The 13,627-nt window shown below is 60.9% G+C and carries 13 protein-coding genes; all 13 read left to right on the forward strand.

Features of this window, described 5'->3' with window-relative positions:
* Window positions 1-25: 25 nt before the first annotated feature.
* The 13 genes from DIE03_RS10475 (at window position 26) to lipA (ending at window position 13,429) form a co-directional block, all read left to right on the forward strand.
* On the forward strand, window positions 26-604 hold the full coding sequence (locus tag DIE03_RS10475) for a DJ-1/PfpI family protein (protein WP_124449988.1): 579 nt from the start codon (window positions 26-28) through the stop codon (window positions 602-604).
* Window positions 605-614: 10 nt separating this feature from the next.
* Entirely contained in the window at window positions 615-1,013 is a 399-nt protein-coding gene (locus tag DIE03_RS10480) for a VOC family protein (protein WP_109342671.1), read from the forward strand.
* A 65-nt stretch (window positions 1,014-1,078) separates the two neighbouring features.
* Window positions 1,079-1,690: a twin-arginine translocation signal domain-containing protein gene (locus tag DIE03_RS10485; RefSeq protein WP_124449990.1), complete on the forward strand. Its 612-nt coding sequence runs from the start codon at window positions 1,079-1,081 to the stop codon at window positions 1,688-1,690.
* A 17-nt stretch (window positions 1,691-1,707) separates the two neighbouring features.
* Complete coding sequence (locus DIE03_RS10490; RefSeq protein WP_124449992.1) at window positions 1,708-3,294, forward strand: GMC family oxidoreductase; 1,587 nt, start codon at window positions 1,708-1,710, stop codon at window positions 3,292-3,294.
* Between the two features lie 60 nt (window positions 3,295-3,354).
* A complete protein-coding gene (locus DIE03_RS10495) occupies window positions 3,355-3,690 on the forward strand; it encodes a ribbon-helix-helix domain-containing protein (RefSeq protein ID WP_124449994.1) in 336 nt (111 codons plus the stop codon).
* 589 nt (window positions 3,691-4,279) lie between these two features.
* A complete protein-coding gene (locus DIE03_RS10500; RefSeq protein WP_185640982.1) occupies window positions 4,280-5,731 on the forward strand; it encodes an APC family permease in 1,452 nt (483 codons plus the stop codon).
* A 211-nt stretch (window positions 5,732-5,942) separates the two neighbouring features.
* Window positions 5,943-7,082: an MFS transporter gene (locus tag DIE03_RS10505; RefSeq protein ID WP_124449998.1), complete on the forward strand. Its 1,140-nt coding sequence runs from the start codon at window positions 5,943-5,945 to the stop codon at window positions 7,080-7,082.
* Between the two features lie 123 nt (window positions 7,083-7,205).
* On the forward strand, window positions 7,206-8,192 hold the full coding sequence (locus DIE03_RS10510; protein WP_124450000.1) for a threonine/serine dehydratase: 987 nt from the start codon (window positions 7,206-7,208) through the stop codon (window positions 8,190-8,192).
* 51 nt (window positions 8,193-8,243) lie between these two features.
* Complete coding sequence (locus tag DIE03_RS10515; protein ID WP_124450002.1) at window positions 8,244-9,311, forward strand: DUF4392 domain-containing protein; 1,068 nt, start codon at window positions 8,244-8,246, stop codon at window positions 9,309-9,311.
* Complete coding sequence (locus tag DIE03_RS10520; RefSeq protein WP_124450004.1) at window positions 9,308-9,781, forward strand: RidA family protein; 474 nt, start codon at window positions 9,308-9,310, stop codon at window positions 9,779-9,781. Before DIE03_RS10515 ends, DIE03_RS10520 begins: the two co-directional genes overlap by 4 nt.
* Window positions 9,782-9,852: 71 nt before the next feature.
* Window positions 9,853-11,169: an MFS transporter gene (locus DIE03_RS10525; RefSeq protein ID WP_221623679.1), complete on the forward strand. Its 1,317-nt coding sequence runs from the start codon at window positions 9,853-9,855 to the stop codon at window positions 11,167-11,169.
* Between the two features lie 79 nt (window positions 11,170-11,248).
* Window positions 11,249-12,142, forward strand: a complete 894-nt coding sequence (locus DIE03_RS10530) for a LysR family transcriptional regulator (RefSeq protein WP_124450006.1) — start codon at window positions 11,249-11,251, stop codon at window positions 12,140-12,142.
* A 297-nt stretch (window positions 12,143-12,439) separates the two neighbouring features.
* Window positions 12,440-13,429 carry a lipoyl synthase gene (gene lipA / locus DIE03_RS10535; RefSeq protein WP_409364417.1) on the forward strand — a complete coding sequence of 330 codons (990 nt, stop codon included), beginning with the start codon at window positions 12,440-12,442 and terminating at the stop codon, window positions 13,427-13,429.
* Window positions 13,430-13,627 lie beyond the last annotated feature (198 nt).

Genomic DNA, 13,627 nt, shown 5'->3' on the forward strand with positions numbered 1-13,627 from the left:
CACTCGACCTGAAAGGAAACGAAAGATGTCCAAGCGCATTCTTATCATCGCCGGCGATTTTGTCGAGGATTATGAACTGATGGTGCCGTTCCAGGCTTTGACCGCCGTGGGACATACGGTGCACGTCGTCGCACCGGAGAAGTGTGCGGGAGAAACGATCCGCACCGCCATTCACGATTTCGAAGGCGACCAGACCTATACGGAAAAGCGAGGTCACAACTTTACGTTGAACGCCGACTTCAATTTGACGGACCCCGCGCAATACGATGCGTTGCTCGTTCCGGGGGGGCGCGCACCCGAGTATCTCCGGCTGAACGCGAACGTCATTGCATGGGTGCGTCATTTTGCCGAGGCGAACAAACCCGTTGCGTCCGTATGTCATGGCGCGCAGTTGCTTGCTGCTGCGGGAGTCATCGAAGGGCGTCGCATTTCGGCCTATCCGGCGTGCGAACCGGAGGTCAAGCTGGCGGGGGCGCACTACGCGCCGCTTGACTGGCCCGATGCCGTCACGGACGGCAACTTCGTGACGGCCCCTGCGTGGACTGCGCACGCGAACTGGCTCGCGCAGTTTTTCACTTTGCTCGGCACGACGGTTACACATTGAGCGGGGTCCCATGTCCAAATTCATTCACACGATGATCCGTGTGCGCGACCTCGATCTGGCGCTGAAATTCTACGACACCGTGCTCGGAATGACGCCGAGTCATCGGCTCGATTTCGACGACTTCTCGCTCGTTTATCTGCGCAACGACGAGGCCGACGCGGAGATCGAACTTACGTGGAACAAGGGGCGAGACACGCCCTACACCCATGGCGACGGCTATGGACACATCGCCGTCGCAGTGACCGACGCGCATGCGGAGCGCGAACGGCTGTGCGCGCGAGGAATCGAGCCGAAGGAGCTGCGCGAATTCAGAACGGATGAAGGTGAATTGCTAGCGCGTTATTTCTTTATCGAGGATCCGGACGGCTACAAGATCGAAGTGCTGGAAAAGCACGGGCACTATCGCTAGCCCGACGGCCCGCCCGCGCGTACGGACGCTCGACAGTCTGCGCGCCAACATGGAAGGAGACGATGATGACAGGTAAGACGATACGAATCGCCCCGGACGCTGGAGGGGCGAGCGGGACGCGGATGCGGATTTCTCTCACGCGCCGCGACTTGCTGAAGGGCAGTGGCGTGCTGGTCGGCACGCTCGCGCTGTCGTCCACGCTTGCGATGTTAGCGCCCAGCCGCGTATGGGCGCTTGAACTCAAGCATCTCGACACGCATCAAGGCGCAGTCTTGCTCGCGATGGTCAGGCAGATATATCCGCATAAGACACTGGACGATGCCGTCTACGCGCTGGTCGTCAAGGATCTCGACGTGAGGGTCCGGAATGACGAGGCCACACGCAAGCAAATCGCCGATGGCGTGAAGGCGCTCGACAAAAAGGCGCGCGGCGGCGACTGGACGAAGCAGCCAGCGCAGTCGCAGGCAAGCGACATCAAGGCTATTTCGGCCACGTCGTTCTTCGAGACCGTGCGCAGCACGGCCGTTGTCTCGCTGTACAGCAATACGCTCGCGTATCGGCACTTCGGGTACGGCGCCAGCGAAGGCGACGGCGGCTACCTGTTCAAGGGATTCAACGATCTTGCGTGGCTGCCCAACCCGTCGGAGCAGGACAGTGGTCCTGTGCCGGCAGCGTGACGACGAGGAGAGCGAATATGGCAACGACTCAGGGCAGCAAGCGCTTTTCAAACGACGACAGTCATGTCGTCGTCGTCATTGGCTCGGGCGCGGGTGGGGGCACGCTTGCGAACGAACTCGCACAGAAGGGCATCGACGTCGTCGTGCTAGAGGCAGGTGCCCATAATACGCCGGCTGACTTCAAGACCGAGGAATGGGACGCGTTCAGGCTCCTTTCATGGTTGGACCCGCGCACGACATCCGGGACATGGAGAGTTGCCAAGGACTTTCCGGCGCTGCCGGCATGGATCTGCAAGACTGTCGGTGGCACGACGACGCACTGGGCCGGCGCGAGCTTGCGCATTCAGCCGCACGAATTCAAGGCGAGAACGACCTATGGTGCGATCGACGGTGCAACGCTGCTCGACTGGCCCGTCACCCGCGCGGATCTTGATCCATACTACGACCGCGCGGAGAAGAAGATGGGCGTGACACGTACCAACGGCTTCCCGGGACTTCCGGGCAACAACAACTTCAAAGTGATGTTTGCGGGGGCATCGAAGGTTGGCTATCGCGAATGCAGTACGGGGCGCATGGCAATCAACAGCGTAAATCGCGACGACCGCAGTCACTGTTACCAACGCGGCTTCTGCTTTCAGGGATGTCGGTTCAGTGCGAAATGGTCGACGCTCTACACCGAGATACCGAGAGCGCAGTCCACAGGCCGTATGGAGCTACGTCCGAACTCCCATGTCGCGCGCATCGAGCACGACGCGCACGGCAAGGTCAACGCGGTCCTGTATTTCGATGCGAAAGGAAAGCTGCAGCGGCAAAAGGCACGTGTAGTCGCCGTCGCCGGGAATTCGATCGAAACACCGCGGTTGCTGCTCGCATCCGCATCGAGCCGCTATCCGAACGGCCTCGCCAACTCTTCAGACCAGGTGGGGCGCAACTACATGCGCCACACGACCGGCTCGGTGTACGCTGTCTTCGACAAAAAGGTTGAAATGTACAAGGGTACGACGATGGCGGGCATCATCGAAGACGAAGCGCGCTTCGATCCGAAGCGCGGTTTCGCTGGGGGCTACCACATGGAGACGATTTCGCTCGGCTTACCGTTCTACGCTGCCTTTCTGAATCCCGGTACCTGGGGAGCCGACTTTACGAGCGCGATGGACGCGTATCCATACACGGCGGGTATGTGGATCGTTGGCGAGGACATGCCGCGTGCGAACAATCGTGTGACACTCAACCATCACGTCAAGGACAAGTTCGGTTTGCCCGTTGCCAACGTGCATTTCGATGATCATCCCAATGACCAGGCGATGCGCGAGCACGGGTTCAGGCAGGGTACTGCAGTCTATGAGGCGGCAGGCGCAAAGACGGTATACCGTGTGCCGCCTTATCCGTCGACGCACAATCTCGGCACTGCGCGTATGAGTGCACGCGCGCAGGATGGCGTCTGTAACAGTTTCGGGCAAACGCATGACATTCCGAATCTGTTCATTTCGGATGGCAGCCAGTTCACGACTGGCGCCGGGGAAAACCCAACGCTAACCATCGTCGCCCTTGCTATTCGCCAGGCCGATTACATCGCAGGAAAGATGAGCCGGCGGGACATCTGAACGAACGCGCCGCGACGTGCAATGGCGCGCCGCGGCGCAAAACTGCCGGGAGGCTTTCATATGTGCCAGATCTACGTCAATGCAGACCCGATTCTCTACGAATCCCGTACGCGCGCACTGAGGATTCATGGCGTCGTGACGACCGTCAGACTCGAGAATCTCTTCTGGGATGTCCTGCAGGAGATTGCGAACCGCGAAGGCATGACGACGACACAGTTCGCCGTAAAGCTCTATGACGAGCTGCTCTCTTTGCGTGGAGAAGAGCCGCTGAACTTCGCGTCGTTTCTGCGGGTGTGCTGTTTGCGCTATCTGTCGACTTCGGCGTCACGAGGTGACGCAGCAGGGGATGGGTCTCGCGCGGCAGCGTTTCCGCCGAAAATTCTGAAGGCGGTCTAGGAAAGGAATCGCTTTTCCAACGTCGACAGCGCCGCGGAGGCTGGCGCCGTTGAGCACACGCTGGCCTCACCTGGCGCGCATCCGGTATCGACCGTGCTCAATCGGACCGTAGTACGTCCGCGTTCGTGAACGCCTCGCAGCATCTCAAGAACGATTTCCCCCGGCATTGTGGAGGCTTGCGTGACCGGGCGTATACATGTATCGGATCACGCCGAACCCACACACCAGACCTCTGATCATCGATAAATTTTCGCGATCAGTCCAAATCGCGAATCGCAATTGGACCTCTTCAATTTGGAGGTGGACGATCGTTTCACCTGCCGTACATAAAGGCTACGTGAAGCGAAATCGTGAGACCAATGTAGCGGAATAAACCGACAAATACCAGTCGCCGCTGCATTGCCTACCTCGATGGATCTTGCCCAACGTCATCTCGGACGTGCCGCGCGATCTCCGCAACGAACCCCTCAAGATATGGCATGCGCGACGAGTCGAGAGGCAAGCAGTGCTTGCACGAGCTATCGAACGTTTCCTGGTGTTTTCGTGTGACGAAGATCCACATAATGGCGGAGGTGGGACGGAGATGGAGATGAACTTGCAAGAGATTCGCATAAGCGAATCAGCGCCCAAAAAGCTGTCGGGAAACATGGGGCCGATCGGCCTCGCACTGATGGTGCTCGCGTTCTCGGCACCTTTGACGACGGTGTCCGGTTACATTCCGTTCGCGCTGATGTTCGGAGGGGTGAGCAGCCCGGTGTTGTTCGTCGTGGTGACGATCGTTCTGCTCTTTTTTTCCGTCGGTTACGTGACGCTCAACAACATCGTCAAGCGGCCGGGCGATTTCTATGCGTTCGTGAGTTTCGGCATCGGAAAGTCAACCGGCCTCGGTTCGGGCATCCTTGCGGCGGTGTCGTACTTTCTGCTGCTCGCGGGAGTGACGTCGTTCTTCGGCGTGTCGTGTTCCGATCTCCTGCATGAAACGACCGGCGCTACGCTCCCCTGGTACATTCCCACGATCGCGTGCTGGATGGCCTGCGGCATCCTCAGCTACCTGCATGTCGAGTTGTCGGCGAAGGTGCTGACGTGGATCATGCTGCTCGAGATCGCGGTATGTCTCATCTTCTCGTTCTTTGTGCTTGCGAAGGGCGGGGCGTCCGATATCTCGGCGGCCGCTCCGTTTGCGCCGAGCCAGCTTTCGAAGAGCGCGAGCGTACCGTTCTCGGTGCTGTTCATCGTCGGCTTCTTCATGGGATTTGAGGCGACCGCGCTGTTCCGCGACGAAGTCCGTATGCCCGACCGGACGATTCCGGTAGCCACGTATGGTGCGGTCATCTTCATCGGCGTCGTCTATACGATTTGCGCGTATGCGCTGATCATGGCTTACGGGTCGCATGTCCAGGACATCGCTACCAAGACACCGGCCGCCATGTTTCCCGACGCATTCTCGAAATTCGTCAGCGGTCGTCTCCATGTCGTGATCTCGCTGCTGGTACTGACGTCGGCGTTCGCATCGGCACTGTCCACCCAGAACGTCCTGGCGCGCTACATGCACAACCTCGGCACCGACGGCGCGCTGCCGCGATTCCTCGGTAAGGTTCATCCGAGGCACGAGTCGCCTTACCTCGCGTCGATCACGGTGTCGGTGATGGTGCTTTGCGTGTTGATTCCGTTCATCGTAATGGGCGCCAAGCCGGACCTGCTCTACGGGCAACTCTCCGGAGTCGGTACGTCGGGAATCGTCGTTCTGATGGCGATCGTCAGCATCTCATCGTTGGTCTGGTACAGCCGAAGCGGCAGGCACCAGGGCGTCAGCTTTTTCAAGTCGGCGGTCGCACCCGCGATTTCCTCGGTGTTCTTCATCGCGCTGGTCGTGCTGATTGCCCAGCACTTCGATGTTCTGGCCGGTGGTGATCCGGGGCAGTACGTATGGATGTTCTACTGCTTGATCGGCGTGCTGCTCGTCGGCATCGCACTGGCTCAATACTTCAAGTACCTGCGCCCGGAAATTTTCGAGCGGCTTGGCCGCAGCCACAAGGACTGAATCGTTGAGCGACCGGGGCGGAGATGTTCCGCCTCATCCTGGGTCGTTTCTCCTTTGATCCCGAATAATTTTCGGGATCTTTTTTTGTTTTTCGGCTCGTCGTTCCCGGCGCGTCCGGCTACCTGTAACGGCCGATGCAGAAACGTCACGACCGAGTTCACCTCATCCATTCATCCAGAAGACGTCCGACTTGTCGGATGCATCCCAGACCATGGTCTTCGAGACTGCAAGCGAAAACAACAAACGGGCTGCAACACGCGCATCATTTTTTCTCGCGGGAATCAGCGTTGCGACGTGGGCGCCACTGGTACCTTACGCGAAGGCACGCCTTGACGTCGACGAAGCGAAATTCGGCTTCCTGCTGCTCTTCCTGGGTATCGGGGCCGTCGGGTGCATGCCGCTCTGTCAGCGCGCAGTCGATCGATTTGGCTGTCGCAACGTCATCGGTGCGGGCGCCGCGATGATCTGCGCATCGCTTCCGCTCTTGGCGACGCTGTCCGGCATGCCGGCGATGGCGATCACGCTGTTGATCTTCGGTGCCGGCCTGGGATTCGTCGACGTGGCGATGAACATCCAGGCGACGCTGATTGAACGGCAAAGCGGCGAGCAACTGATGTCTGGCTTCCACGGCCTGTTCAGCGTCGGCGGAATTGCGGGCTCGCTGGTCGGTGGCTCGCTGTTGTCGGCCGGCGCGAATCCGCTCGGTGTAGCGGGAGCCATAGTTGCGGTCATCGCCGTGCTCATGTTTCGCTACGCGCGGTTCCTGGAGCCGGCAGGGCCCGGCGAGCGCACGGCCTCGGTATTGATCCTGCCGCAGGGGATCGTCGTCTTGATGGGGGCCATTGCGATCGGGTGTTTTCTCGTCGAAGGTGCGATGCTCGACTGGAGCGCGCTATTCCTGACCTCCGTGAAGTCGTATGCGCAGGATCGCGCAGGCTTCGGCTATACCGCGTTCGCGATGACGATGGCGATCGGTCGACTCTTCGGTGACGCGTTGATTACCCGGGTCGGTTCGCGCGTGATGATCGTATCGGGCGGGATCCTCGGTGCGGTCGGGATGTCCATCGCGATCGCTTTGCCGTCGGGCACGGGCGCGATCATTGGGTTTGCCGTGTGCGGGGCCGGGTGCGCGAACATCGTACCCATCCTGTTCGCGGCCGCCGGGCGGCAAACGGCCATGGATCCTTCTGCCGCAATTTCGTCGATCACGACATTAGGCTATGGCGGCAATCTGGTCGGACCGGCAATTGTCGGCTTCTTTGCGCATGCGATCGGCCTGCATCTTGCATTTGCGTTGCTCGCCGTGCTGCTTGTACTCGCCGCGTTTGGCGGCCGGAAGATCGAGTCGTGACGTGTTCGGTGTGCGCCGCCGATCAATTACGAATTTCGATCAGTAAGCATTTTTGTTCTTCATTGGATTGAATCGGTCGAGGTTGATGTAATGCGCTGACGTCTTTCACCGTGAGCGAATCCCATGACCGATCTCTCATCCGGCGATTTCTCGGTCGCCGACATCGAAGCCGCCTATGTGCGCATCCTGCCGTTCGTCATGCGAACGCCTCTGCTCGAGAGCGAGATGCTCAACCGTGCGGTAGGGGCCCGTGTGCTCGTCAAGGCGGAAAGCCTTCAGAAGACGGGCTCCTTCAAGTTCCGGGGCGCGTGCAATCGCGTGCTGCAGATTCCGGCTGCCATGCGGCCGCGAGGCGTCGTCGCCTTCTCGTCGGGAAATCACGCGTTGGCGATCTCGGCGGTTTGCGCGCGATTCGGCATGCCGGCCACCATCATCATGCCGGCCGATGCACCCAAGGCAAAAATCGAGGGTGCGCGGGCCTATGGTGCAACCGTGCGTCTTTATGATCGACAAACCGACGACCGGGAAGCAATCGGCCGGGACATTGCGGAGCGCACCGGCGCCGTGACCGTTCCCCCTTACGACGATCGTCAGGTGATGGCCGGGCAGGGCACCGTCGGTCTCGAGATCGTGCAGCAAACGCAGGCGCTCTCGGTGGTCCCGGATGTGGTTCTTGCGGCTGCCAGCGGCGGCGGCCTGGTCGCCGGGGTCGCGACGGCGATCAACGCGTACTGCCGGCAAGCGCGTATCTACGCTGTCGAGCCGCAGGGGTTCGACGATCACGCACGATCGCTGGCGAAGGGGGAGCAGGTTGCCAATGCCGCGGGTGCCAGATCGATCTGTGATTCGCTGCAGGTCGCCTCTCCCGGCAAGCTGACGTTCCCGATCAACAAGCGGCTGCTGGCCGGGAGTCTCGTCGTCGACGACGACGAGGTGCGTCGGGCGATGCGCGCGGCCTTCGAGACACTGAAGCTCGTCGTGGAACCCGGTGGCGCGGTGCCGCTCGCGGCAGTCCTTGCCGGAAAGCTCGACGTCGCCGGAAAGACCGTCGTACTGGTGCTGAGCGGCGGTAACGTGGACCACGACGTCTTCGTCAGTGCACTGGCCTGACCATCCGGTATTCATCTACCCAAAGCGCATTCCTGCCAGGAGGCAATTGCCATGCTGCAACCAGACAGCAAGCAGTACCAACGCGTCGCGCGCACGATCGACGAATTCATGACGCTCGATTACACGGGCGTCGGACTCATCGGCAACATCTACGAGGCGCTGCAGAGGCGGCAGCCCGGCTACGCATGCATGGGCGCGGCCGAACGAATCGTCGAGGCGGTAAGGCGACAAGGCGGTCCGGTGCTCATCGCCACGGGATTCCCGGAGGGGGGCGGTGCGCCCGAGACCGATGGGCCGGTTGGTGCTGCGCTAATGGCGCGCGCATTCTTCCTGGGTCTGGGGGTGCCGACCGTCATCGTGATCGACGAGGACTGGGAGGCGATGATGGTGCAGACCTGCCGCGGCGCAGGACTGGCGCCGATGCCGTTCCCGGAAGACGGCGTGGTGAAAGGGATCGAGTACCTGCGGCCCGTCTACATTCGGACCGTCCCCAAGGACAAGGAAGGCAGTCATCGTGTTTCGGATGACCTGCTCGAGCGCACCCGGCCGAGCGTCATGATTTCGATCGAGCGTCCCGGTTGCAATGCGCTGGGGCTCTACCACGGCTTGGGCGGCCGTCCGCTCGACGGACTCGTTGCCGACCTCGATTACTTGTTCTATCAGGGAAAGGAGCGAGGCATTCTGCATATCGGCGTGGGTGATGGCGGCAATGAACTCGGCATGGGGGTGATTGCGGCGGATCTGCCCGCGTTTTCCCCGAAGGCTGCATCAACCGGCGTTGCCGGGCGAGGAGGCGTTGCGGCGATCAATGCAGCCGATCACCTCGTCGTCGCGAATGTGTCGAACTGGGGCGCGACGGGCATCATTGCAGCGCTTTCGGCACTGCTGGAGAACCCTGTCGTGTTTCATGACCCGGAGCTCGAGATCCGATGCATCGAATGCTGTGTTAATTCGGGCGGGGTGGACGGCATGTTCATGGCGCCCGAGCCCGCCGTGGACGGTATCAGCGCGCTCGAATGGGAAGGATTGCTTCGTACGCTTCGTGCAAGTGTCCGACGCACGCTTGGCGACTCGATCAACTGGCAGGGAGAACGTGGCGACTGGAGGCAATTGAAATGACGGAACAGACCACGATCGATGCGCGCCTCGCCGAACTGGGCCTCGAACTGCCGCCGGCGAGCGTGCCGCGCGGCAGTTATCTGCCCGCGGTGCGGTCGGGAAACTACCTCCAGATAGCGGGGCAGGGACCGCGCCTGGGCGGTGACCTGCTTTATGCCGGAAAGGTCGGCACCGACCTCAGCGTGGAGGACGGGCAGCGCGCAGCTCAGCTCTGTGCACTGAACATCCTGAGTCACATTGGACGAATGCTGGAGGGCGATTTTTCGCGCGTCGTTCGCATCGTTCGCGTTGCCGGCGTCGTGCAGTGCGACGCCGATTTTACCGAGCACGCGAAGGTGCTGAATGGTGCTTCCGACCTGTTCTTCGCCGTTCTCGGAGAAGCGGGGCGGCACGCGCGTATTGCGACGGGCGCCAATTCCTTGCCGTCCGGCATGGCCGTGGAAGTGGAGGCGACCGTGGAGATCGCCTGATGCCCGCATGTGCGGATTGCCGGGCGTAAGCAGATCAAGTCGGTACGAAACCTGAAGGGAGAGAGGTGAGCATGCAATTCGATTCAGCAGCCGGTCCGATACGTGACGGCGTGCATTCCGAAGGTACGTACCGGACGGTCGCCTTTCGGATCATGCCGTTCCTGATGCTGTGCTACGTCACGGCATATCTCGATCGCATCAACATCGGCTTCGCGAAGCTTCGCATGCTGTCGGATCTTGGGCTGACGGACGCGACGTACGGGCTGGGGGCCGGCCTGTTCTTCATCGGCTATTTCCTGTTCGAGGTGCCGAGCAACGTGCTGATGGCGAAGATCGGCGCAAAAAGGACCATCTCGCGAATCATGATTCTCTGGGCGCTGATTTCGGCGGCCTTTGCGTTCGTTTCGACGCCAGCCCAGTTCTATGTGCTTCGCTTCCTGCTCGGGGTGGCCGAGGCCGGCTTTTACCCCGGCATCATCCTGTACCTGACATACTGGTTTCCGTCCGCGCGTCGCGCGAAGATGGTGGCGCTCTTCGTCGGTGCGGTGCCCTTGTCTGGCATGATCGGAGCGCCGGTATCGGGTGCGATCATGTCGGCGCTCGAGGGCGCGCATGGATTGGCAGGGTGGCAATGGCTCTTCGTCATCGAGGCGATACCGTCGATTGTGCTCGGGCTATTGACGCTCGTATTCCTCGACGACAGCCCGGCGTCCGCTCGCTGGTTGAGGGATCGAGACAGACGTTTCATCGAGCGCGAGCTGGACGCGGATCGTCGAGCGATAGACGGACAGGGCGCCGGGATGAGCCTGCGGCAGACGGTGACAAACCGCAAGGTCTGGCACATGACGCTCATCTGCTTCTGTTCGGCGATCTGCTCGTATGGCGTTTCGTTCTGGTTGCCTACGCTGGTCGCGCAACTGGCGCCGGGCGACGTCCTGCGTATCGGGCTCTACACGTCGTTGCCGTTCAGCGCGGCATTTGTCGGAATGTATCTGATCGGGCGTAGCTCCGATAAACTGCGCGAACGCCGCTGGCATCTCGTGGTGCCGTTTCTGTGCGTGATTGCCGGGCTCATCGCGAGCGTATTCACGCGCGGCACGCCGGTCGTTGCATTGGCGGCGCTGTGTGTCGCAGCCGTGGGCGCGTACAGTACGACGTCAATGCTGTTTTCGATTCCGGGGCTGTTCCTGACGGGGATCGGCATGGCTGCCGGTGTCGCCTTCATCAACTGCGTCGGCGGGTTGGGCGGATTCGTCAGCCCCTATGTCGTGGGCGTCGTCAAGGACATGACCGGGAGCACCGATTATGGTGTTTTCTTTATTTCGTTGATGGCCGCAATCGGCGTGGTGCTGACTCTGTGCCTTCCGAAGAAGCTCGTCAATCGCTGAGATCGATGGCCGTTGACACCTGTTGTGTCTGAACGATTGCGGGCCGGCATTTTCTTCATGTTCGACGTGAACAGAGCAGATGATCAATCTGAAAAGCCTGGAAACCTTCTACTGGGTCGCAACGCTCAACAGCTTTCATAAGGCGGCGACCAAGTTGCACACGACGCAATCCGCGGTGTCGCACCGGATTTCCGGCCTCGAGGGCGAGCTGGGCGTGCTGCTGTTCGAGCGCGCGGCGCGTACCATCCGGTTGACACCCCGTGGCCGAACGCTGCTCGAATACGCGGAGCGGTTTCTGGCGCTCGAGTCCGAACTGATTTCGGCGATCGCGAGTCCTCAGACGCTGTCCGGTGTGGTTCGTCTGGGTGTCGCAGAAACCATCGTACATATGTGGCTCACCGAGTTCATCGAGCGCGTGCATCGCGAACATCCGGGTATCGTCATCGACATTGTGGTCGACATAACACCGGCGCTTCGAGACGCGCTCAAATCCGGCGAGATCGACATGGCGTTTCTGCTGGCTGGGCCCGTGGTCGATCCCGATTTCGTCGAAGTGCCGCTGTGCAGATATCCGGTCGACTTCCTCGTGTCCCCCGATCTCGATGTCGGCGATATCCCGTTAACACCGGAGATCCTCGCTCGCTTCCCGATCATCACGCTGCCGAAGCGGACTCATCCGTATATCACGCTGAGGGACGCCATTGCGACGCGGGACAAGCCTTCTCCACGCATCTTCGCGAACTGGTCCCTGTCGACGATCGTGAAGATGGCGGTCGACAGGATCGGCATTGCCGTGATGCCGGGCGCAGTAGCCCGGCATGAAATCGAGGCCGGCGCCCTTGTCGTCAAGGAATCAACGCTCACGCTGGACGATTTCGTATTCAGCGCGGCATACGCCCGCGGGCTCGACGTACGCATCCACGAAATCCTGACCGGATTGGCGCTCGACGCGGCCGCGTCGACGCCCGGGTAGACGCGTGTTCCGATGCTCGACGGCGCGCCGCGATTAATAGGGCTGCATCATGGTAAGCCCTGCCGCCTGACGTAGTTTGGAGATTTTTATCATCCTTTGGGTGGACGAGGGGCGAGCGTGTCATTTCTAGAATGAAATCAATTGTCGGACGCGCGATATCACCGTCCGGCTTGACGCGATTCGCTCGTTGCGAGCTCTTCGATGGGGTCTCAGTGAAGAGCAGCATGGCGATCATCTCGACCCACAAATAGGCTGTTGACCACCGGTTTTCGCAAGACAGCCGGACAGGAGGCGAAAATGACCGAGGCGAGCGAGCAGAGGGGGACCTCGACGAGCGCGTCGGTGTGCTACGACGCATCGGAAAAGCAGAAGGCACAGGCTAAAACGGCGCGCATTCCGATCAAGATCGTTCCGATCGAGCCGCTTCGCAAACCACGGTGGATCCGCGCCAAAGTCGCGACGCCCAACACGCGCTTCAACGAGATCAAGACGATCCTGCGCGAGCACAACCTGCATACGGTGTGCGAGGAAGCGAGCTGCCCGAACATCGGCGAATGCTTCGGCAAGGGCACCGCGACGTTCATGATCATGGGCGACAAGTGCACGCGCCGCTGCCCGTTCTGCGACGTCGGCCACGGCCGTCCCGATCCGCTCGACGCGGACGAACCGAAGAACCTCGCGCGCACGATCGCCGCGCTCAAGCTCAAGTACGTGGTGATCACGAGCGTCGACCGCGACGACCTGCGCGACGGCGGCGCCGCTCACTTCGTCGAGTGCATCCGCGAAGTGCGCGAGCAGTCGCCGGAAACGCGCATCGAGATCCTGACGCCGGACTTCCGCGGTCGTCTCGATCGCGCGATCTCGATCCTGAACGCGGCGCCGCCCGACGTGATGAACCACAACCTCGAAACGGTGCCGCGCCTGTACAAGGAAGCGCGCCCGGGTTCGGACTACGCGCATTCGCTGAAGCTGCTGAAGGACTTCAAGGCGCAGCATCCGGACGTCGCGACGAAGTCGGGCCTGATGGTCGGCCTCGGCGAGACGGAAGAGGAAATCCTGCAGGTGATGCGCGACCTGCGCGCGCACGATGTCGACATGCTGACGATCGGCCAGTACCTGCAGCCGTCCGAGCACCACCTGCCGGTGCGTGCGTACGTGCATCCCGATACCTTCAAGATGTACGAGGAAGAGGCATACAAGATGGGTTTCACACACGCGGCCGTCGGCGCGATGGTGCGTTCGAGCTATCACGCCGATCTGCAGGCGCATGAGGCTGGCGTTGCGTGAAGCGACGAGGCCGGTGCGCGTGATAAAGAGCGGTTATCGAAGAACATCGCCAACGGCAATTGGACCTGATCAATTTGGCGGCGGACGATGGCTCGCGTAACGAACCGAACCGGGCACCATGTCGGCCGCGAGTTGAAAATGAGTGCCCGGACACACAAACGATCGAGGCGCGAAGCAGCGCAAGTTCGGCAATGCTGG

Origin of the sequence: Burkholderia sp. Bp8992 (assembly GCF_003853705.1) — a bacterium.
Lineage (GTDB): Bacteria > Pseudomonadota > Gammaproteobacteria > Burkholderiales > Burkholderiaceae > Burkholderia.

Coding starts and splice junctions, on each gene's coding strand:
- DIE03_RS10475 (WP_124449988.1), top strand. CDS start 26: ATGTCCAAGCGCATTCTTATCATCGCCGGCGATTTTGTCGAGGATTAT.
- DIE03_RS10480 (WP_109342671.1), top strand. CDS start 615: ATGTCCAAATTCATTCACACGATGATCCGTGTGCGCGACCTCGATCTG.
- DIE03_RS10485 (WP_124449990.1), top strand. CDS start 1,079: ATGACAGGTAAGACGATACGAATCGCCCCGGACGCTGGAGGGGCGAGC.
- DIE03_RS10490 (WP_124449992.1), top strand. CDS start 1,708: ATGGCAACGACTCAGGGCAGCAAGCGCTTTTCAAACGACGACAGTCAT.
- DIE03_RS10495 (WP_124449994.1), top strand. CDS start 3,355: ATGTGCCAGATCTACGTCAATGCAGACCCGATTCTCTACGAATCCCGT.
- DIE03_RS10500 (WP_185640982.1), top strand. CDS start 4,280: ATGAACTTGCAAGAGATTCGCATAAGCGAATCAGCGCCCAAAAAGCTG.
- DIE03_RS10505 (WP_124449998.1), top strand. CDS start 5,943: ATGGTCTTCGAGACTGCAAGCGAAAACAACAAACGGGCTGCAACACGC.
- DIE03_RS10510 (WP_124450000.1), top strand. CDS start 7,206: ATGACCGATCTCTCATCCGGCGATTTCTCGGTCGCCGACATCGAAGCC.
- DIE03_RS10515 (WP_124450002.1), top strand. CDS start 8,244: ATGCTGCAACCAGACAGCAAGCAGTACCAACGCGTCGCGCGCACGATC.
- DIE03_RS10520 (WP_124450004.1), top strand. CDS start 9,308: ATGACGGAACAGACCACGATCGATGCGCGCCTCGCCGAACTGGGCCTC.
- DIE03_RS10525 (WP_221623679.1), top strand. CDS start 9,853: ATGCAATTCGATTCAGCAGCCGGTCCGATACGTGACGGCGTGCATTCC.
- DIE03_RS10530 (WP_124450006.1), top strand. CDS start 11,249: ATGATCAATCTGAAAAGCCTGGAAACCTTCTACTGGGTCGCAACGCTC.
- lipA (WP_409364417.1), top strand. CDS start 12,440: ATGACCGAGGCGAGCGAGCAGAGGGGGACCTCGACGAGCGCGTCGGTG.